Annotated in this window: 21 protein-coding genes; 9 read left to right on the forward strand and 12 right to left on the reverse strand. The window is 73.2% G+C overall.

The genetic code is table 11. The annotated features are described in order from the left end of the window. Positions 1-6: 6 nt before the first annotated feature. Positions 7-1,398: an SGNH/GDSL hydrolase family protein gene (locus AC4BGE_RS03420; RefSeq protein ID WP_490574337.1), complete on the reverse strand. Its 1,392-nt coding sequence runs from the start codon at positions 1,396-1,398 to the stop codon at positions 7-9. 63 nt (positions 1,399-1,461) lie between these two features. Here AC4BGE_RS03420 and AC4BGE_RS03425 point away from each other — a divergent pair, with 63 nt between their 5' ends. Beyond that, a complete protein-coding gene (locus AC4BGE_RS03425; RefSeq protein ID WP_490571744.1) occupies positions 1,462-2,040 on the forward strand; it encodes a 1-acyl-sn-glycerol-3-phosphate acyltransferase in 579 nt (192 codons plus the stop codon). A gap of 86 nt (positions 2,041-2,126) precedes the next feature. On the opposite strand, the gene AC4BGE_RS03430 is transcribed toward AC4BGE_RS03425, so the two are convergent. The 3 genes from AC4BGE_RS03430 to mca form a co-directional block, all read right to left on the reverse strand. Beyond that, the gene (locus AC4BGE_RS03430) at positions 2,127-2,399 is read right to left on the reverse strand and encodes a GlsB/YeaQ/YmgE family stress response membrane protein (protein ID WP_490571743.1); all 273 of its coding nucleotides are present in this window, start codon (positions 2,397-2,399) and stop codon (positions 2,127-2,129) included. Between the two features lie 84 nt (positions 2,400-2,483). Further along, complete coding sequence (locus tag AC4BGE_RS03435; protein ID WP_490571742.1) at positions 2,484-2,741, reverse strand: hypothetical protein; 258 nt, start codon at positions 2,739-2,741, stop codon at positions 2,484-2,486. Between the two features lie 50 nt (positions 2,742-2,791). Then, positions 2,792-3,691, reverse strand: coding sequence for a mycothiol conjugate amidase Mca (gene mca, locus AC4BGE_RS03440; RefSeq protein ID WP_490571741.1), 900 nt, complete (start codon positions 3,689-3,691; stop codon positions 2,792-2,794). A gap of 29 nt (positions 3,692-3,720) precedes the next feature. Here mca and AC4BGE_RS03445 point away from each other — a divergent pair, with 29 nt between their 5' ends. Beyond that, positions 3,721-4,116: a DUF4307 domain-containing protein gene (locus AC4BGE_RS03445; protein ID WP_490571740.1), complete on the forward strand. Its 396-nt coding sequence runs from the start codon at positions 3,721-3,723 to the stop codon at positions 4,114-4,116. 151 nt (positions 4,117-4,267) lie between these two features. Continuing rightward, positions 4,268-4,765, forward strand: coding sequence for a transcription elongation factor GreA (gene greA / locus AC4BGE_RS03450; protein WP_490571739.1), 498 nt, complete (start codon positions 4,268-4,270; stop codon positions 4,763-4,765). A gap of 10 nt (positions 4,766-4,775) precedes the next feature. Here the strand turns inward: greA and ilvA are convergent, their stop codons facing one another. The 3 genes from ilvA to AC4BGE_RS03465 form a co-directional block, all read right to left on the reverse strand. Then, positions 4,776-5,990 carry a threonine ammonia-lyase gene (ilvA, locus tag AC4BGE_RS03455; RefSeq protein ID WP_490574338.1) on the reverse strand — a complete coding sequence of 405 codons (1,215 nt, stop codon included), beginning with the start codon at positions 5,988-5,990 and terminating at the stop codon, positions 4,776-4,778. Then, positions 5,977-7,374 (reverse strand): AI-2E family transporter, encoded by a 1,398-nt coding sequence (locus AC4BGE_RS03460; protein ID WP_490574339.1) that lies wholly within the window; start codon positions 7,372-7,374, stop codon positions 5,977-5,979. Before AC4BGE_RS03460 ends, ilvA begins: the two co-directional genes overlap by 14 nt. Before the next feature lie 64 nt (positions 7,375-7,438). Further along, positions 7,439-8,611, reverse strand: a complete 1,173-nt coding sequence (locus AC4BGE_RS03465; RefSeq protein WP_490574340.1) for a cystathionine gamma-synthase — start codon at positions 8,609-8,611, stop codon at positions 7,439-7,441. Between the two features lie 89 nt (positions 8,612-8,700). On the opposite strand from AC4BGE_RS03465, the gene msrA reads away from it, so the two are divergent. From msrA to AC4BGE_RS03495, 6 genes are all read left to right on the forward strand, one after another. Further along, positions 8,701-9,348, forward strand: a complete 648-nt coding sequence (msrA, locus tag AC4BGE_RS03470) for a peptide-methionine (S)-S-oxide reductase MsrA (RefSeq protein WP_490571735.1) — start codon at positions 8,701-8,703, stop codon at positions 9,346-9,348. Between the two features lie 63 nt (positions 9,349-9,411). Next, positions 9,412-10,038, forward strand: coding sequence for a hypothetical protein (locus AC4BGE_RS03475; RefSeq protein WP_490574341.1), 627 nt, complete (start codon positions 9,412-9,414; stop codon positions 10,036-10,038). 48 nt (positions 10,039-10,086) lie between these two features. Continuing rightward, entirely contained in the window at positions 10,087-11,418 is a 1,332-nt protein-coding gene (locus tag AC4BGE_RS03480; protein ID WP_490571733.1) for an ABC1 kinase family protein, read from the forward strand. Between the two features lie 93 nt (positions 11,419-11,511). After that, the gene (locus AC4BGE_RS03485; protein ID WP_490571732.1) at positions 11,512-12,336 is read left to right on the forward strand and encodes an ABC transporter ATP-binding protein; all 825 of its coding nucleotides are present in this window, start codon (positions 11,512-11,514) and stop codon (positions 12,334-12,336) included. A gap of 40 nt (positions 12,337-12,376) precedes the next feature. Then, the gene (locus tag AC4BGE_RS03490; RefSeq protein ID WP_490574342.1) at positions 12,377-13,399 is read left to right on the forward strand and encodes an aliphatic sulfonate ABC transporter substrate-binding protein; all 1,023 of its coding nucleotides are present in this window, start codon (positions 12,377-12,379) and stop codon (positions 13,397-13,399) included. Beyond that, a complete protein-coding gene (locus tag AC4BGE_RS03495; RefSeq protein WP_490571730.1) occupies positions 13,399-14,244 on the forward strand; it encodes an ABC transporter permease in 846 nt (281 codons plus the stop codon). Before AC4BGE_RS03490 ends, AC4BGE_RS03495 begins: the two co-directional genes overlap by 1 nt. A 6-nt stretch (positions 14,245-14,250) precedes the next feature. Here the strand turns inward: AC4BGE_RS03495 and AC4BGE_RS03500 are convergent, their stop codons facing one another. The 5 genes from AC4BGE_RS03500 to AC4BGE_RS03520 are packed head-to-tail and all read right to left on the reverse strand — an operon-like array spanning position 14,251 to position 19,952. Continuing rightward, positions 14,251-15,360, reverse strand: coding sequence for a MalY/PatB family protein (locus AC4BGE_RS03500; protein WP_490571729.1), 1,110 nt, complete (start codon positions 15,358-15,360; stop codon positions 14,251-14,253). 49 nt (positions 15,361-15,409) lie between these two features. Next, positions 15,410-17,431, reverse strand: a complete 2,022-nt coding sequence (locus AC4BGE_RS03505) for a vWA domain-containing protein (RefSeq protein WP_490574343.1) — start codon at positions 17,429-17,431, stop codon at positions 15,410-15,412. Positions 17,432-17,455: 24 nt separating this feature from the next. After that, the gene (locus AC4BGE_RS03510; protein ID WP_490574344.1) at positions 17,456-18,868 is read right to left on the reverse strand and encodes a sigma 54-interacting transcriptional regulator; all 1,413 of its coding nucleotides are present in this window, start codon (positions 18,866-18,868) and stop codon (positions 17,456-17,458) included. 41 nt (positions 18,869-18,909) lie between these two features. Next, positions 18,910-19,404, reverse strand: coding sequence for a GNAT family N-acetyltransferase (locus tag AC4BGE_RS03515; RefSeq protein ID WP_490574345.1), 495 nt, complete (start codon positions 19,402-19,404; stop codon positions 18,910-18,912). A gap of 11 nt (positions 19,405-19,415) precedes the next feature. After that, positions 19,416-19,952, reverse strand: a complete 537-nt coding sequence (locus AC4BGE_RS03520) for a DinB family protein (RefSeq protein ID WP_490574346.1) — start codon at positions 19,950-19,952, stop codon at positions 19,416-19,418. Positions 19,953-19,989: the final 37 nt, after the last annotated feature.

Genomic DNA, 19,989 nt, shown 5'->3' on the forward strand with positions numbered 1-19,989 from the left:
CGCGGCTCACCTCAGGCAGGAGGGCCGGGCGAACCGCACCGAACGGACCGACTTGAGCCCCTCGTCGCGCAGCACGACCCGCGCCGTGACCAGGCCGCGCGTCGACACCTTTCCACGCTTCAGGACCGCCTTGAAGGGGGCCTTCCGCGAGATCGCGACCTGCTTCCCCCCGACGAGGAATCGCGCGTGCGCCACGCTCTTCGTGATGCCCCGCACCTTCAGGCGCGCCACCCCGTCACTGCAGGAGACGCGGCCGCGCAGTGACGCGCCCTGGCGCCGCAGCTCGGCCCGCCGCGCCGCGCGCTCCTTGGCGCGGTCCTTCTCCACGGCCTGGGTCGGGGTGACGGTCGGCGTGGGGGCCGGCGCCGGCGGGGTCGGCTGCGCCGGCACGGTCGGCCCGGGCGTCTCGGTCGGTGCCGGGCTCGGGGTCGGGCTCGGGCTCGGGGCCGCGGCTCCGGCGCTCACGCAGGAGTCGTCGAACGGCGTCAGCGTCTCGCCGCGCAGACCCTGGACGGTGCGCACGAGGTGCTGCGCCATCGCGTCCATGCCGCAGGCCGACGGGTGCAGGGTGGCACCGTCGTCGTAGGTGGCCAGGGCCCGGATCCACTGCCTCTCCGGAGGTGCGCAGGCGGTGCGGTCGACGGAGCCGGGGATCTCCCGCATGTCGACGAACTCCACGCCCTGCTCATCCGCGACGGCGGCGAGCAGGTCGGACATGCGATCGATCTGGCCCTGCACGTAGGCGAACTCCTCGGCAGTCAGGGCGCCGGCGAACGTGCTCGGGCAACCACCGGGCGGCAGGTAGGTGCCGTACCCGATCACCAGGATCTCGGCGTTCGGCGCCTTGGCCTTGGCCTCGGTGAGACCCCGGGTGAGCGAGGACTCCAGGGTGGCGAACTTCGTGGCCAGCGGGTCGGTGCCGGCCGGGGGGACGCAGTCGGTGCCGAAGCAGCCCGCCGCGAGCTGCACCAGGCCGATGTCGTTGCCGCCGAGCGTGCCGAAGGTGACCAGGGTGGTGTCGGCGTCCAGGGCGTCGAGCTGCGCACCGTTGACGGGGGTCGCGCCGCTGCCACCCTGGGGGTCGAAGAGGTCCTTGGTCTGGGCGCCGCCGCAGCTGGCGTCGGTGTAGGCCGTTAGCCCGCCGGGGAGCTGGTCGTCCCAGGCCTGGGCGGCGAGGCTGGGGAAGTTCAGCTCGCTGCGGCTGCATCCCTCGGGCCGCTGCGGCGCGATGCCCGGCCCGGAGGCGAAGGAGTCGCCCAGGGCCACGTAGCGCTCACCGCCGGGTCCCCGGTCCCAGACCCGGCTGAAGGAGTCGGCAGCGGCATGGCCGGTGGGGACCAGGGCCGCCGAGGCGAGGAGGGGCACGAGAGCTGCGAGGGGGAGGGTGAGTCGGCGCACGGAAGGACGCTACCTGATGTGTGACAGCCGTCATACCTCCTCGTGGTCCCTTAGGGTCTGGGCATGCTGATCCGCCGCACCCTCGCCCGCACCGCCCTCCGAGCCGCGCGCTGGCGGGTGGTGGGCGAGGTGCCGCCCACCGGGATCATGGTGGGCGCGCCGCACACCTCCAACTGGGACTGGGTGGCCACCATGCTGATGATGTGGTCGCGCGAGGTGACGCCGCGGATCCTGATCAAGCGCGAGCTCTTCAAGGGCCCGATGGGGTGGCTGCTGCGCGCCACCGGCGGGGTCCCGGTGGACCGGGACAACGCCTCCGACGTGGTCTCGCAGCTCGCCGAGAACCTCACCCGGGACGAGACCCTGGTGGTCGCCATCGCCGCCGAGGGCACCCGCACCCGGTCGGAGTACTGGAAGAGCGGCTTCTACCGCCTGGCCCAGCAGACCGGGCTGCCGGTGGCCCTGGGGTTCATCGACGGGCCGACCAGGACGGTGGGCTTCGGCCCGTCGGTGGAGATCACCGGCGACGTCCGCGCCGACATGGAGCGCATCCGCGCCTTCTACGCCGACAAGCAGGGGCTGCGCCCCGAGCACCGCAGCGAGCCCCGGCTGCGCGAGGAGCTCGTCGACCCGCAGGGCTGAAGCCGACCGGACGCACCGCGACCGCACACCCGGTGGGCGTGCGGTCGCAGGCGCGTGGGACGGCCGGGGCCGTCGAGCGGGGTGGGTCAGACGTGCGACTTCTTGCCGGACATCGCCTCGGCGGCGCCGACCAGGATGAACGCCGCGATGACCGCGAAGATGAACCCGAGGAAGTTGAGCTCGAACGGGTTGGTGTTGTCGTTGAGCAGGCCACCGAGGAGACCGCCGATGATGGCGCCGACGACGCCGAGCAGCATGGTCGCGACCATGCTCAGGGACTGCTTGCCGGGGCGGAGCAGTCGAGCGAGGGCACCGATGATGAGGCCGACGATGAGCAGGCCGAGGATTTGAATGATCATGACCGGCCGGTACCCGCTCCCCTGTCGGGACAAACGGATACGCGCCCCCGGCCCCTCGTCAGGGCTGCTGAGGGTCGGGACGGGTCAGGGCTGCTGCTGGTCCTGCGGGTCGTGGGAGGCGACCGGGTCGCCGTAGACGCCGGCGTCGCGGGCGGCGGTGGTCTTGCGCAGCTGGCGCATCAGGCTCCAGCCGAGCAGCGCCACCGCGACGGCCATGCCGAGCCAGAGCAGCAGGGCCGTCCAGCCGGCCTTGACCTCTTCGGGCTCGGGGGACTTGCGCGGGGCTCCGTCGGCGAGCGACAGCAGGGGGTGGAGGAGCGACGGGTCCAGGAGGTCGAGCATGCTGCCAGTGTCGCAGGCCTCCCCAACCTGCGGCGCCCCGGGAGCGCCGCTCAGCGCTCCCCGCTGTCGATGCCGGCGAAGAGGTCGTCCTCGGGGAGCTCGGTCTCGACGTGGCTCACCACCAGCTCGTAGTCCTCCGTCGGCCAGACCTCCTCCTGGATCTCGCGCGGGATCGCGAACCAGAAGCCGTCGGGGTCGATCTGGGTGGCGTGCGCCAGCAGCGCCTGGTCGCGCACCCCGAAGTAGTCGCCGCACGGCACCCGGGTGGTGATCCGGGCGTCCCACTCGGGATTCGGCTCCCACTTCTCCAGCCGCTCGGCGTACGGCGACTCCAGGCCGTGGGCGAGCATCGCCTCGTGCAGCGCCACGCTCTTGGGGCGGTTGAAGCCGTGGTGGTAGTAGAGCTTGAGCGGCTGCCACGGCTCGCCGGCCTCCGGGTAGCGCTCGGGGTCGCCGGCGGCGTGGAACGCCTCCACCGAGACCTCGTGGCACTTGATGTGGTCGGGGTGGGGGTAGCCGCCGTTCTCGTCGTAGGTGGTCACCACGTGCGGCCGGAACTCGCGGATCAGCCGGACCAGCGGCGCGGCCCCCTCCTCCGGGGTCACCAGGCCGAAGCACCCCTCGGGCAGCGGCGGCTTGGGGTCGCCCTCCGGCCAGCCGGAGTCGACGAAGCCGAGCCAGTCCTGGGTGATCCCCAGGATGTCGCGGGCGCACTCCATCTCGCGGCGCCGCACCTCGGTGATCTTGGCCGCGATGTCGGGACGGTCCATCTTGGGGTTGAGGATCGAGCCGCGCTCGCCGCCGGTGCAGGTGACGACGTGCACGTCGACCCCTTCGGCGACGTACTTGGCGGTCGTCGCGGCCCCTTTGCTCGACTCGTCGTCCGGGTGAGCGTGTACGTGCATGAGGCGCAGGCCGGCGCGCGCGCCGGCTCGGGGGCGGTCGGGCATGCCTGGAGTCTAGGTGGCACGCTGGAGGCGTGACTTCTCAGGCAGATCTGGCGGAACGGTACGGCGCTCCCACCCAGGGTCGCCGCCTCGTGGTGAAGGTCGTGGTCGGCGTCCTGGCCGTCGCCCTGCTGGGGTGGTTGGCGTGGGCCGCGTGGTTCCACGGCAACCCCACCGCCGAGTCGGGCCAGGTGGGCTACGAGGTGGTCGACGACCACACCGTGACCGTGGTGGTCGACGTCCGTCTCGACGGGACGGACGAGGCGGACTGCCTGGTCCGCGCCTACGCGGAGGACAAGACGGTCGTCGGCGAGCAGGCCTTCACCGGGGTGGCCGGCCGCCAGGAGATCACCGTGCGCACCGAGCGCCGCGCGACCAGCGCGGAGAGCGTGGGCTGCCGCGCCGACGGCCAGTCGCGTCGCCGCTGACCGACCCGCTCCGCCGTCCGCGGGCGCTTTGACCGCTCCGTTGCTAGACTGACCAGTCATCCAGTCACCCGCGGGGCTCTCAAGGCGTAGGTCACCTCACTCAGAGGCGATGAGCCCGCGGGTGTTGCTATTGCCGTACAGGAGTGGAGCCATGACCCAGTCGACCGATCAGGACACGATCTGGCTGACCCAGGACGCCTACGACAAGCTCACGGCCGAGCTCGCGGAGCTGAAGGGTCCCAAGCGCCAGGAGATCATCGACAAGATCAGCGCCGCCCGGGACGAGGGCGACCTGAAGGAGAACGGCGGCTACCACGCCGCCAAGGACGAGCAGGGCAAGCAGGAGGCCCGGATCCGTCAGCTCGAGGACATGCTCCGCCGCGCCGAGGTCGGCGAGACCCCGGCCGACGACGGGATCGTGGAGCCGGGCATGAAGGTCACGGTGAAGTTCGTCGACTTCGGCGACGAGGAGGTCTTCCTCTTCGGCGCCCGTGAGATGGAGGAGGAGGGGCTCACCGTCTACTCCCCCCAGTCCGCCCTGGGCGCCGCGATCAACGGGCGCAAGAAGGGCGAGACGGTGACCTACGAGGCACCCAACGGCAAGGACCTCAAGGTCGAGATCCTCGACGCCGTCCCCTTCACCGGCTGAGCCGTCCGGCTCACTCGTAGACGCGGTGGCCGCGCTCCCGCAGCCGAGCCAGCACCTTCTCGGCGTGCGGGGCGCCCCGCGTCTCCAGCTGGAGCCTGACCTCGACCTCGTCGAGGGCCAGGCTGGGTGAGGTGCGCTCGTGGGCGACCTCGAGCACGTTGGCGCCCGTCTCGCTGACCTCGGCCAGCAGCTGGGCCAGACCTCCCGGGCTGTCCGGGATGCAGACGCGCAGGTAGAGGTAGCGCCCGTCCGCGGCGAGGCCGTGCCGGATCACCCGGCCTAGCAGCAACGGGTCGATGTTGCCTCCGGAGAGGACCGCCACCGCCGGGGTCTCGAAGGCCGTCGGGTCGTCGAGCAGGGCCGCCACCCCCGCCGCTCCGGCGGGCTCGACGACCATCTTGGCGCGCTCCAGCAGCGCCAGCAGCGCCCGGGAGAGCGACTCCTCCGAGACGGTGCGGATCTCGTCGACGTGCTCGCGCACCGCCGCGAAGGTGATCTCCCCGGGCAGGCCCACCGCGATGCCGTCGGCCATCGTGCTCATCGCGGCCAGGGCCGTCGGCCCCCCGGCGGCCAGCGAGCCGGGGAACGCCGCGGCTCCCTCCGCCTGCACCCCGATCACCCGCACGTCCGGGCGCCGGGCCTTCACCGCGATCGCGATCCCGGCGAGCAGCCCGCCCCCACCCGTGGGGACCAGCAGCGTGCGCAGCCCGGGCGTCTGCTCGAGGACCTCCAGCCCGCAGGTGCCCTGGCCGGCCACCACGTCGGGGTGGTCGAAGGGGTGGATCAGCACGGCGCCGGTGCGGGCGGAGAAGTCGCGCGCGGCCGCGAGGGCGTCCTCGAGGTGGCGCCCGGCGAAGACGACCTCCGCGCCGTAGCCCCGGGTGGCGCGCTCCTTGGGGATGGGGGCACCCTCGGGCATGAAGACGGTGGCCCGGATGCCGAGCATCGCGGCGGCGAGGGCGACGCCCTGGGCGTGGTTGCCGGCCGAGGCCGCCACCACGCCGCGGGCCCGCTCTGCGGCGCTCAGCCGGGAGATCCGCACGTAGGCGCCGCGGGCCTTGAAGGAGCCCGTGCGCTGGAGGTTCTCGCACTTGAGGTGCACCGGGCCGCCGACCAGGCCGGAGAGCCAGCGCGACTCCTCCATCGGGGTGCGGACCGCCACGCCGTCCAGGGCCAGCGCCGCCTCCTCGACGTCGGCGAGGGTGACCGCCTCAGGCGTCGTCACGTCGTCCCTCGTCGTCCTCGACCACCGGACTGTCGGGGGCGGGGACCGCGTCGGCGCGGTTCCCCGCCGCCCGTTCCTCGGCTATCTCCGCGTCCAGCACGTCGTCGGGCTCGTCCTCCCCCACGTCGGTCTGCTCGGCCAGGTGCTGGACCACCGCGTTGGCCGCGGCGACCAGCGGGACGGCGACCAGCGCGCCGCCGATGCCGGCCACCAGCAGTCCGCAGGCGATCGCCACGATGACCCCGAGGGGGTGGAGGGAGACGAAACGGCCCATCAGGAAGGGCTGGAGGATGTGCCCCTCGAGCTGCTGGACCACGATGACCCCGCCGAGCATCAGCAGCGCGGTGAACAGCCCCTGGTCGACCAGCGCCACCAGCACCGCCACCGACCCCGCGACGGTGGCGCCGATCATCGGCACGAAGGCGCCGAGGAAGACCAGCACCCCGATGGCCAGCACGAAGGGGACCCCGAGGACCTGCGCCACGACCATCACCCCGATCGCGTCGACCAGGGCGACGATCACCGTGGCCCGCACGAACTGGGTCAGCGAGACCCAGGCGACCCGACCGGAGTTGTCGACGTGCTCACGCGCGGCTCGCGGGGCGAGACGGACCATCCAGGCCCAGATCCGCTCGCCGTCGGCGAGGAAGAAGTAGGTGGCGAACAGGACGATGAAGAAGCCCGCGGTGACGTGGCCCAGGGCGGTTCCGAGGCCGGTGACCTGGCTGACCACCGCCCCGTTCCGGGAGCCCTCGGTGATGGCGTCCTGCGCCACCTTGATGTAGTCGTTGATCTGGCTCTCGCTGGCGTTGAGCGGGCCGTCGCGCAGCCACACCCGGATCTCCTGGAGACCCTGCACCACCTGGTCGGCGAGGTCGGAGGCGCCGTTGGCCACCTGCTGTCCGGCGAAGGTGAGCAGCAGGCCGAGCACCCCGAGGGTGAGCACCACCGTGGTGATGCTGGCGACCCCCCGCGGGATCCTGATCCGCGTCATCCCCCGCACCAGCGGGGTGACCAGGGCGGTGATGAGCAGGGCGATGGCCAGCGGCAGCGTGACCACCGCGAAGTCCGCGATCGTCCGGGCGATCAGGTAGGCGGCCACCGCGATGACCAGGAACCGCCACGACCACGCCGCGGCCAGGTCGAGGCCCCACGGCACCTGGGCCCGGCTGAAGTTCGAGGCGCCGCCGGTGATAGCCGGGGGCGCCTCACGACGCTCGGCCCGGATCAGCGCCCACTGGTGGGCGAGCTGCTGGGTGATCCGCTCGCCGAGGCTCTCGCGGACCCGTCGCTCGGCCTGCCCCTCCGCCGGTCCGCCGGCCCGTTCCTCCACCTGGGTGGCGCCGCTGTCCGGGCCGCGCCCCTGGTCCCCGTCGTCCGTCACCTCGTCAGGCTACCCAGGCCACCACCCGGGCCGGCTCCGACGCCCCTCGACGGGGTGCGAGTCCTCAGCCCAGGGCGCGGTCGAGGTCGGCCAGCAGGTCGTCGACCGTCTCGATGCCCACGCTGAGCCGGACCAGGTCGGCCGGCACCTCCAGGTCGGTGCCGGCCACGCTGGCGTGGGTCATCCGGCCGGGGTGCTCGATCAGCGACTCCACGCCGCCCAGCGACTCGCCCAGGGTGAAGACCTCGGCGCGCGCGCAGACGTCGAGGGCGGCCTGCTCGCCGGCGGCCACCCGGAAGCTGACCATGCCGCCGAACCGCTTCATCTGCTTGGCGGCCACCTCGTGGCCAGGGTGCTCGGCGAGACCGGGATAGATCACCTCGGCCACCGCCCGGTGGCCGGTGAGGAAGTCGACGACCCGCTCTGCGTTGTCGCAGTGCCGGTCCATCCGGACCGCCAGCGTCTTGAGCCCCCGGTGGGTGAGGAAGGAGTCGAACGGACCGGGGACGGCCCCGATGGAGTTCTGGTGGAAGGCGACCTTCTCGGCCACCTCGAGGTCGCGGACGACCAGCGCCCCACCGACCACGTCGGAGTGCCCACCGACGTACTTGGTGGTGGAGTGGACCACCACGTCGGCGCCCAGCACGAGGGGCTGCTGGAGGTAGGGCGAGGCGAAGGTGTTGTCCACCACCAGCAGCGCCCCGGCGTCGTGCGCCACGGCCGCGAGCGCCTCGATGTCGCCGATGTTGAGCAGCGGGTTCGTCGGCGTCTCCACCCAGACCAGCTTGGTGCGGCCGGGCTGGATGGCCGCGCGCACCGCGTCGACGTCGGAGACGGCGGCGGGGCTGTGGGTCAGGCCCCAGTTCTGCTCGACCTTGTCGAAGAGGCGGTAGGTGCCGCCGTAGGCGTCGTCGGGCAGCACCACGTGGTCGCCGGGGCGGCACAGCGCCCGGACCAGGGTGTCCTCCGCGGCGAGCCCGGAGGCGAAGGCGAAGCCCCGCTCCCCCTCCTCCACCGCAGCCAGCGCGCCCTCCAGGGCGGTCCGCGTCGGGTTGGCCGAGCGGCTGTACTCGTAGCCGCCGCGCATCCCGCCCACGCCGTCCTGCTTGTAGGTGCTGGTGGCGTAGATCGGCGGGATCACCGCCCCGGTGGTCGGGTCGGGCTGGTAGCCGGCGTGGATCGCGCGGGTCTCGAATCCGGACTTGTGGGCGTGCTCGCTGCTGTTGGACTGGCTCACCCGCCCGAGACTAGACCCGCGCCGGGGGGAAGCAGATGGCCGCCCGCGGCGTTGTAGCAGTCCGAGCCCGTCGACCCTGAGGAGATCCCGTGCTGTTCGGCCGCGACAAGTCCCACCTGCCCTCGCCCGCCCAGGCCCTGCCCGGCCGGGAACACCAGCCGTGGCGTCTCGGCCAGCACCTGGTGCTCAAGACGCCGGTGCAGAGCGACGAGGTGCCCGAGGGCTTGGAGGTGGCGATCTTCGGCCTCGGCTGCTTCTGGGGCGCGGAGGAGATCTACTGGCAGGTCGACGGCGTGTGGTCGACCTCCGTCGGCTACGCCGGCGGCCTCACCCCGCACCCGACGTACGAGGAGGTCTGCTCCGGGCGGACCGGCCACACCGAGGCCGTGCGGATCGTCTTCGACCCCCAGGTCGTCTCCTTCGCCGACCTGGTGAAGAGGTTCTTCGAGATCCACGACCCGACCCAGGGCATGCGGCAGGGCAACGACGTGGGCACCCAGTACCGCTCGGCGATCTACTTCACCACCCCCGAGCAGGAGCAGGTCGCCCAGGAGCTGACCAAGGTCTACGGCGACGAGCTGGCGCGCCGCCAGCTGGGCGACATCACCACCGAGATCCGGCCTGCGGACGAGGCCGGCTACTACTACGCCGAGGACGCGCACCAGCAGTACCTGGCGAAGAACCCGTTCGGCTACCGCTGCCACGCCAACACCGGCGTCCGGTTCCCGGCCGTGTGAAGGTCCCGTGAGGATCCGGCCCGGGAGATGGCGCCGGCGCCGCGCGACTGACAGGGTCGGCCCGTGCAGCCGACCGCCGACGCCAGCGAGGACACCGCCCCAGGCGCCCTCCTGACCCTGGCGCGGGCCGGGTCCCGGCTCGCGGGGGCGGCCGGGCTGGTCCTGGCGGCGGTGGCCGCGGTCGGCCCCGGCGGGCCCGCCGCGGTCCGGAGCGGACTCGGCCTGCTCCTCCTCGGAGTGCTGGTCGCCGCGGCTGCGTCCCGGGACCGGGCCGGGTTCCGGGCGCTGCTGGTCCTGGCGGCCGGGTGGGCGGTGGCCCACTACGCACTGCACCTCAGCCCGCTCTCGGACTTCGACATGGAGCCGCCGTACCTGTTCGGCGCCGGCATCTTCCTCCTCCTGCCCTTCCTCCTGCTCTCGGCCGGTCTCGTCCTGCTCACCGGTCTCCTGCTGGCGGCGGACCGGTCGGCCCCGTGGCTCCTCACCCTTGTCGGTGGCTGCCTGGCGCTCTTCGTGGTCTACGCGCTGGCCACCGTGGGGTGGCTCGACCTCACCCTGATGCGGCCGCTGGTCCGGCCCTGGCTGGTGCCCGCCCTCGTCCTCCTGGGCCTCGGCACCTACCTCGCCCTCGCGGCCGGGCGGTCCGCCGCCCCTGCGCCGGGCCCGTCGGTCGCGCGACGCGAGCTCTAGAAGCAGATGAGCGGCGCCGCGCCACCACATATCGGCCACACTGGGGGGATGGTCGATCTGCCGCGCAAGGCCGTCACCCGCACGGCTCGTCTCGCCGCGCTCCCCCTCGGGTACGCCGGCCGCACCGCGTGGGGCATGGGCAAGCGCCTCGGAGGCAAGCCCGCCGACGCGGTGCTCAACGACGTGCAGCAGCGCACCGCCGAGCAGCTCTTCCGCACCCTCGGCGAGCTCAAGGGCGGGGCGATGAAGTTCGGCCAGGCACTCTCGGTCCTCGAGGCCGCCCTGCCGGAGAGCGCCGCGGCGCCCTACCGCGAGCAGCTCACCGCGCTCCAGGACAACGCCCCCACGATGAGCACCCAGCAGGTGCGTGACGCCATCGAGGAGTCGCTCGGACCCGACTGGCGCGAGCAGATCACCTGGCTCGACGGGGCGGCGGCTGCCGCGGCCTCGATCGGCCAGGTGCACCGCGGCACCTGGCGCGACGGCCGCGAGGTCGCGATCAAGGTGCAGTTCCCCGGCGCCGACGAGGCGCTGCTGGGCGACCTGCGGCGGCTCGCACGGGTGGCGCGCAGCATGGCCCCGGCCTTCCCCGGCCTCGACGTCGCCGCCCTGGTCCGCGAGCTGCAGGAGCGGGCGGCCGAGGAGCTCGACTACGCGATGGAGGCCGAGGCCCAGCAGGTCTTCGCGGAGGCCTTCGACTCCGACCCCGAGATCCTGGTCCCCCACGTCGTGTTCGCCACCGAGACGGTCCTGGTGACCGAGTGGCTGGAGAGCGAGGGCTCGCTGGCCCGGATCATCTCCGAGGGCAGCCAGGAGGAGCGCGACCACTACGGCGACCTCCTGGTCCGCTTCAACTTCGCCGGCCCCAGCCGGACCGGGATGCTGCACGCCGACCCCCACCCCGGGAACTTCCGCACCGTCCCGGCCGAGGACGGCTCCCCGGGCCGCCTCGGGGTGCTCGACTTCGGCGCCGTGGCCCGACTGCCGGGTGGCACCTTCCCCGAGGCCATGGGCCCGCTGCTGCGCGCCGCCGCGACCGGGGAGGGCGAGGTGCTCCTGGAGGGCCTGCGCGAGGAAGGATTCGTGCGCCCCGGCGTCCGGGTGGACGCCGACGCGCTGCTGGAGTACCTCGGCCCCATCCTGGAGCCGCTGACCGTGGAGCGCTTCCAGTTCAGCCGGGAGTGGATGCGCGCCCAGTACGAGCGGCTCAACGACCCCCGCGCCCCGCACTTCACGATGGCGACCAGGATCAACCTGCCCCCCTCCTACCTGCTGATCCACCGGACCTGGCTGGGCGGGATCGGGCTGCTCTGCCAGCTGGAGGCCGAGGTGCCCTTCCGTGGCCTGCTGGAGGAGTCGCTGCCGGGCTTCGCCGACTAGCGACACTCCCCGGACCCTGGCGACAGGACGGCCCCTCATCCGCTTTAATTGCAGTAAGTCTCTCTACTTACCGCTCTTGAAGACGGGATCGCCATGAGTCTCCTCGCCCCGCCCACCCCCTCGCCGTCCGGCGTCGCCGCCCCCGCCCAGGCGCTCCAGGTCCGCCTGCAGGGCGTCGGCCGCGCGTTCGGCACGGGCGCGCAGCGGCGCGAGGTCCTGCGCGACGTCGACCTGGTGATCGCGGCCGGCGAGGTGGTCGCGCTGCTGGGTCCCAGCGGCTGCGGCAAGTCGACCCTGCTCCGGGTCACCGCGGGCCTCGACCAGCCGACCACCGGCGGGGTCCTGGTCGGCGACCGGCCCGTCCAGGGCATCGAGAGCCGCTGCGCGGTGGCCTTCCAGGAGCCGCGGCTGCTCCCCTGGCGCACGCTGCGGGCCAACGTCGCCCTCGGGCTGCCCGCCGGGACCCCCCGGGGCGCCGGGGAGGAGCTGGTCGACGAGCTCCTCGAGCTGGTCGGGCTGGCCGAGCACGCCGACCACCGTCCCCGCGAGGTCTCCGGCGGCATGGCCCAGCGCACCTCGCTGGCCCGCGCGCTGGCCCGGCGGCCCGGCGTGCTGCTGCTGGACGAGCCCTTCGGCGCCCTGGACGCGCTGACCCGGATGAAGATGCAGGACCTGCTCCTCGACGTACGCCGGGCCAGCCCCACCACCGTCCTGCTGGTCACCCACGACGTCGACGAGGCGCTCCAGCTCGCCGACCGGGTCGTCGTCCTCGGCCGCGACGAGGGGCAGCAGGCCGCCGGCGTCGCCGAGGTGGTCACCGTCCCCGGGGAGCGCCCGCGCGACCGCGGCTCCGTCGAGCTCGCCCTGCTCCGGGGCCGGCTGCTGGAGAGCCTCGGCGTCGACGCCCACCGCCACTGACCCACCACCGAGAACCCACCACCGAAGAAGAGGAACCATCGTGACCAAGCACCACCCGACGGCCCTGCGTCGCACCCTCACCGGCCTGCTGGCGGCCGGCCTGCTGCTGGGCACCGCCGCCTGCGCCGAGGGCGAGGCCGAGGCCGGGAGCGACGAGCGCTCCCTGGAGATCGACTACGCCACCTACAACCCGCTCAGCCTGGTGATCAAGGACCAGGGCTGGCTGGAGGCGGCCCTGGCCGAGGAGGGCGTCAAGGTCACCTGGGTGAAGTCCGACGGCTCCAACAAGGCCAACGAGGCGCTGCGGGCCAACGCCATCGACGTCGGCTCCACGGCCGGCTCCGCGGCCCTGCTGGCCAGGGCCAACGGCTCCCCGATCCGCACCATCGACATCTACTCCCAGCCGGAGTGGGCGGCGATCGTGGTCGGCGAGGACTCCAAGGTCAAGACGGTCGCCGACCTGGCCGGCAAGCAGGTGGCGGCCACCAAGGGCACCGACCCCTACTTCTTCCTGCTCCAGTCCCTGGCCGCCGAGGGGGTCGACCCCGACGAGGTGACGGTGCAGAACCTGCAGCACGCCGACGGCTGGTCGGCGCTGGCCAACGGCTCGGTCGACGCGTGGGCGGGCCTCGACCCGATCATGGCCGCCGCCGAGCAGGAGGGCGCCAAGCTGATCTACCGCGACATCGACTTCAACACCTACGGCTTCCTCAACGCCACCGAGGAGTTCCTCTCCGAGGAGCCCGAGCTGGCCCAGCTGGTGGTCGACGCCTACGCGAAGGCCCGCGACTGGATCGGGGACAACCCCGACGAGGCCGTCTCCATCCTCGCCGAGGCCGCGGCGATCGAGGAGGGGGTGGCCCGCACCGTGCTCACCGAGCGGACCAACCTCGACTTCGACCACGTCCCGGGGCAGGCGCAGCTCGACGTGCTCACCACCGTGGGTCCGCTGTTCGTGGAGTCCGGCGACGTCGAGGAGCAGGCGCAGATCGACGAGGCCCTCGACACCCTCCTCGAGGACGAGTACGCCGCCGGCGCCGACGCGAGCCGGGTGGCCGACTGATGGCGGGCGCGAGCCGGGCCCATGCCGACCGGCCCGCCGACGAGGGCGTCCGCGCCCCCGTGGGCCACGGCCGCCAGGGTGCGGCCTGGCTCGCGCACCCCGCGGTCCGGGTGCTGGGCGGGCTGGTGCTGCCGGCCCTGCTGCTGCTGGGGTGGCACCTGCTCAGCCGGGCCGGCGTCTTCAGTCCCGTCCAGCTGCCGGCCCCCGGCGCCGTCCTCGAGGCGGCCCACGGGCTGCTGGAGCGCGACGAGCTGCTGGGCCACGTCCACATCTCCACCCAGCGGGTGCTGGTCGGCTTCGCGGTCGGCGCCTCGGTGGGCATCGTGCTGGGCTCGCTGCTGGGGCTCTCCCGGGTCGCCGACCTGCTGCTCGCCCCCACGGTCGGGGCGCTCCGGGCGGTGCCGTCGCTGGCCTGGGTGCCGCTGCTCATCTTGTGGATGAAGCTCGGCGAGGACTCCAAGATCACCCTGATCGCCATCGGCGCCATGTTCCCCGTCTTCACCACCGTCCACCTGGCGTTGCGCCACGTCGACCGCCAGCTGGTCGAGGCTGCCCGCGCCTTCGGACTGCGCGGGGTGAAGCTGCTCACCACCGTCCAGCTGCCCGCGGTGGTGCCGGCCGTCTTCTCGGGACTGCGGCTCGCCCTGGCCCAGTCATGGCTCTTCCTGGTCGCCGCGGAGCTGATCGCCTCCTCCCAGGGGCTGGGCTTCCTGCTCGTCGACTCCCAGAACAACGGGCGCACCGACCGGCTGCTGCTGGCCATCGTGCTGCTCGCCGTGCTCGGCAAGACCACCGACGCCGTGCTCGGGGTGGTGGAGCGCTGGGCGGTCCGCCGCTGGGCGTGAGCCCGCTCAGCCCGCCATCCGGCGCACGGCCTTGCTGATCATCTCGGGCGAGGTGGCGAAGTTGAGGCGCACCCACTGGGTGGCCCGGGGGTCGTACCGGACCCCCGGGACCAGCGCCACCCCCCGCTCCAGGAAGGTGGCGGCGGGGTCCTCCAGGCCGAGGCGCGAGCAGTCCAGCCAGGCCAGGTAGGTCGCCTCCGAGGGGGCCGCCACGACCTCGGGCAGGTGCACGGCGAGCAGGTCGAGCAGCAGTCGGCGGCGCTCCACCAGCTCGCCGATCAGCTGGTCGAGCCACAGCTCGCCGTGGTCGTAGGCGGCGGTCTGGGCGAGGACCGCCAGGTGCTGGGCGCCGTGGGTGACCACCTCGTGCAGCCCGTGACCGGTCTCGTGACCGGCCACCAGCAGGGCGGTCTTGAGGCCGGGCAGGTTCCAGGTCTTCGAGCCGCTGACCAGGGCCAGCCCTCGCCCGGCACCCGGCACCGAGAGGTAGGGGGTGAAGGTGGCGCCGGGGTGGACCAGCGGGGCGTGGATCTCGTCGGAGACCACCAGGACCCCGTGCTCGTCGGCCAGGGCGGCGACCCGGGCGAGCTCCTCGGGGGTGTGCACGGTGCCGGTGGGGTTCTGCGGGTTGCACAGCAGGTAGGCCGAGCCCATCCCCGCCTCGGCGAAGGCCACGTCGAGGGCGTCGAGGTCGAGCCGGTGGGCGTCGCCCAGGGGCGCCTCCACCAGCCGGCGCCGGGTGGCGGCGACGAACCCGAAGAAGGAGTCGTAGACCGGTGGGCTCACCACCACCGCGCCGCCCACCGGCACCCGGGACTGGATGATCTGCTCGATGCCGATCATCACGTCGGGCACCTGCATCACCCGCTCGGGAGCGACCTGCCAGCCCCAGCGTCGTGCCGCGAAGCGGGTGAAGGCCTCGATCAGCGGCGGGCTCCAGGCATAGCCGGTGTCCCCGCGGCGCAGCGCGTCGGTGACCGCCTCGACCACCGGCGGGCAGGGCGCCGCGTCCATCTCGGCCACCCACAGGGGCAGCACGTCGGGCGGGTAGGCCCGCCACTTGACGCTGGTGCGCGTGGCGCGCAGCTGGTCCGGTCCGCTCCCGAGGATGTCCATACGACCCGAGGCTAGCGACCCCGGGGGTGGGGCGCCGCCCGGCCGGGCCTCACTCGCCCACCCAGAAGCCGCGGTCGCCCCAGCCGCCCGCCCAACCGCCCAGGTCGCCGTACGACGACGACGGCGCCCGCGAGCCCAGGTAGCTGCCGACCACGGCGGCGCCGAGGTCGTCGAGCTCCGGGGAGACCATCCGTCCGTCGACCCGCCGCGCCATCGAGTCGATGAAGCGGGCCAGGCCGGGGTCCTCCCCCAGCCGGAAGAAGGTGGTCTGGGCCCCGAGCCGGCGGGCCGCGTCGAGCTCGCGGACCGTGTGGGCGATGGTCAGCGGGTGGGGCGGGTAGCTGAACCACACCTCGCCGTCGGCCTCCAGGTGGGCGGTGGGCTCCCCGTCGGTGACCACCAGCAGCACCGGCTGGGCCTGCGGGTGCTTGCGGAAGTGCCGGTTGGCCAGCAGCAGGCCGTGGTGGAGGTTGGTGCCCTTGGCCCACTTGGCGTCCAGCGCGGTGAGCTCCTCGATGTCCATCACCTGGGCGTGCCGGCCGAAGGCGATCACCTGGAGCGCGTCGCCGCGGAAGCGGGAGGCGATCAGCTGGTGCAGGGCCAGGGCGGTGCGCTTCATCGGCACCCAGCGCCCGTCCATCGCCATCGAGAAGCTGGTGTCGACCAGCAGCGCCACGCAGGCCTGGGTGCGGGCCTCGGTCTCGGCGACCTCGAGGTCGTCGAGCTGGAGCCGGACCCCGCCGCTGACGGCGCCGCCGCCGGCGGAGGTGCGCAGCACGGCGTTGGTGACGGTGCGGGTGACGTCCCACGGCTCGGTGTCGCCGAACTCCCAGGCCCGCGAGGAGCCGGTCAGCTCCCCCGCCGCTCCGGTGCGTCGCACGTCGCGCTGCCCCTGACGTCCCGAGAGCCGGGTGGCCACGTCGCGCAGCAGCGCCCGGCCGAGCTGCCGCATCGCCTTGGGGCTCAGGCGCAGCTCCCCCTCGGAGCTGCGGCGCAGGTAGCCGGAGTCGCGCAGGGCACGCTCGAGCTCGGCGAGCTTGCGGGCGTCGACAGCCGCCTCGTCGCCGAGCTGGCGGGCGAGCTTGTCGAGGTCGACGTCGTCGAGGCGGGCCCCGCCGTAGGACTGGGCCAGCTGCTCGGCCAGCGTGTCGAGGTCGGCGAGGTCCTGGAGGACGCCGGTCCCGTCGCCGAGACCCAGGCCCTCCTCGCCGTCGAAGCGCTGGGAGCCTCCCCAGTCCTCGCCGGGTCGCAGCGCCTGGAGGTTGGCGTCCATCCGGGCGAGCTGCTGCATCAGCTCGGGGCTGCCGAAGGCCTGCGCCGAGAGCTCCATCAGCTCGGCGCGCTGCTCCGGTGTCATCGAGTTGAGCATCCGCTGGGCGGCGGCGCTGCGCTCGGCGAGCGCGTCGAGCAGCTCGTCGATGTCCTGGGGGCTCTCGGGGAAGAAGTCGCCGTGCTTCTCCATGAACTCGTGGAAGTCCTCGGCGGTGTCCTCACCGCGGGCGTGCTTCTCGAGCAGGTCGTTGAGGTCGGAGAGCATCTCGTTGATCGCCGCCCGGTCCTCCTCGTCGGCGCCCTCGAGGGCCTCCTTCATGCCGGCGAACCGCTGGTCGAGCAGCTCGCGGCCGAGCAGGTCCTTGATCTCCTCATACGTCTGGCGCGCCTCGGTGCTGGCCCAGTCGTAGGACGAGAGCTCGCTCACCGCGGCCGAGGGCGAGGCGGGCAGGTCGTCGAGGCGCAGCTCGCGGAAGGCGCGGTCGCCGTCGTCCATCTGCACGTCGCGGGCCAGCTGCTTGCGCTCCTCCAGCACGGCCTTGTCCAGCAGCTCCTTGACCTGCTGGAGGGTGCCGTCGAGGTTGTGCCGGCCCAGCAGCTCGCGGCGCTTCTGCGCGACCTTCGCCGCCAGGTCGTCGAGCCCGCGCTGGTCCGACCCGCCGCGCCGCAGGAACTCCTGCATCGAGCGCTCCGGCGAGTAGCCGGCCATCACGTCCTGGCCGATCGCGTCGAGCGCCTCGGCCAGGTCGACGGGCGGGGCGAGCGGGTCGCCCCCGTCGTAGCGCTGGTAGCGGCTCATGACGAGGCCGCCCCGCGCGGATCCTCAGCCATAGACCGTCTCGCGTCCGTCGGAGTCCTTGCCGATCTTGCGGGCCAGGTAGAGGCCCTCGAGGGCGAGCTCGACCGCGCACGCGGTCTCGCCGTCGTTCTGTGCGGCGATGCGCGCGGCGATGTCGTCGTAGAGCTCGGACTCCCCCAGCACCGGCAGGCCGGAGAGGAACTCCCGGGCGGTGACCTGCCCTCCGGTGGAGACGGTCGCGCCGCCCTCCAGCGCGTCGACCAGCAGGGAGAGGTCCAGGCCCCGGAAGCGCTCGCGCACGGTGCCGGCGACGGCGGTGCGCAGCAGGTGGGTGAGGATCTCGGTCTCCCGCCCTTCCTCGCCGGTCTCGAACTCGATCTTGCCGCGCAGCACGTCCACCGCGGTCTCCAGGTCGACCACCCGGGCCACGGCCTGCTCCTCGCCCTGACGGGTGGCGCGGTGCAGCGCGGAGGCGGCGATCGTCTCGGCGCCGGCGATGGCGAACCGGGCGCTGACCCCCGAGCGCTGGTCGACGGCCGAGGACTCGCGCAGCGCCCGGGTGAAGCGGGCGAGCACCTCCAGCAGCGCGTCGGGCACCTCGGCGGTCAGGTGCGCCTCCTGCCGGATGACGGCCAGCTCGGCGTCGAGCTCGGTCGGGTAGTGGGTGCGGATCTCGGCACCGAACCGGTCCTTGAGGGGGGTGATGATCCGCCCGCGGTTGGTGTAGTCCTCGGGGTTGGCGCTGGCGACCACCAGCACGTCGAGGGGCAGGCGCAGCACGTAGCCGCGGACCTGGATGTCGCGCTCCTCCATCACGTTGAGCATCGCCACCTGGATCCGCTCGGCGAGGTCGGGGAGCTCGTTGATGGCCACGATGCCGCGGTGGCTGCGCGGGATCAGCCCGAAGTGGATCGTCTCGGGGTCGCCGAGGTGGCGGCCCTCGGCGACCTTCATCGGGTCGACGTCGCCGATGAGGTCGGCGACCGAGGTGTCCGGGGTGGCCAGCTTCTCGGCGTACCGCTCGCTGCGGTTGACCCACTCGACCGGCAGCTCGTCGCCCTGCTCGGCGGCGATCCGCCGCCACTGCGGGGTGATCGGCTCGTAGGGGTGCTCGCCCAGCTCCGAGCCCGCGATCACCGGCGTCCACTCGTCGAGGAGCCCGACCAGGGTGCGCAGCAGCCGGGTCTTGCCCTGGCCGCGCTCGCCGAGGAGCACGATGTCGTGGCCGGCGATCAGCGCCCGCTCCAGCTGCGGGATCACGGTCTCCTCGAAGCCGTGCAGCCCCGGCCACGGGTCCTCGCCGGCGGCCAGCCTGGCCAGCAGGTTGGCGCGCACCTCCTCGCGCAGCGTCCTGAGCTGGTGCCCCGACTCGCGGAGCTGGCCCAGCGTCCGGGCGGCGGGTGCTTCTGTGTGGCCCTCGGGGGCGAACGTCGTCACCCGTCAAACGCTAGACCGGGGGTGCAAGCCCCCCGCCTGCCTCACTCCAGGGGCAGGTGCATCACGTGCAGGCCGACTAAGCCGTGTGCGGCGGAGCGGAAGGCGCCGGGGACGGTCCCGACCACCTCGAAGCCGAGCGAGCGCCACAGCGCGACCGCGGAGGTGTTCGTCTCCACCACGGCGTTGAACTGGATGGCGCGGAAGCCGGCGTCGCGGTGCCACTGCACGACGTGCTCCCCGAGCCGCCGCCCGACGCCACGACCCCGGGCGGCGGAGGCGACCATGAAGGAGGCGGTGCCGACGTGGTCGCCGCGTCCGGGGCGGTTCGGGCCCATCTTGGCGGTCCCGAGGATCGCCCCTTCCTCCTCCAGCACCACGCAGGCACCGGGCGGCGGCTCCAGCCACAGGGCCTTCGCCTCGTCGGCGGTCAGGTCCTCCGGGTAGGCGTAGGTCTCCCCCGCCGCCACCACCTCGGAGAAGATCGGCCAGATCGCCGGCCAGTCGGCGTCGGTCGCGGGCCGGACCCCATGGCTCACAGCCCCGTCGCTCACAGCCCGGTGGTCCCGTCGACGTGCTCGCGGAGCAGGTCGCCATGACCGGCGTGCCGGGCGTACTCCTCGATCATGTGCACCAGCACCCAGCGCAGGCTCTTCTGCTCGCCGGGCCGCCCCCGCCGCGCGAGCTGCTCGAGGCCGCCCTCGGCCAGCGCGCGGTCCAGTGCCTCCTGCGAGCCGGCCACCTCGGCGTCGAAGAGGGCCAGCAGCTCCTCGGGGCTGTCCTGGCTCGCGGAGTGCCAGTCCCAGTCCGCGTCGGCGTCCCAGTCGACGTCGGCCCAGATCCCGGCCGGCTCCTCACCGTGGAAGACGACCGAGAACCACCACTGCTCGACGTAGGCCAGGTGCTTGAGCAGACCGCCCAGCGTCATCGTGGTGGGCGGCAGGGCGGTGTCGAGCTGGGCGGCGTCCAGCCCCTCGCACTGGCTGCGCACCACGGCGCGGAAGTGGTCGAGGAACCCGCGCAGGGTGGTGATCTCGTCGGCGGCGGCGGGCTTGGGCGGCTTCTCGGTCTTCGCAGGCGTGGTCATGGCACGACCGTAAGCCGTCGTGGCTCCGCCTCGCAGC

Source organism: Nocardioides sp. Z50_6, assembly GCF_058215755.1.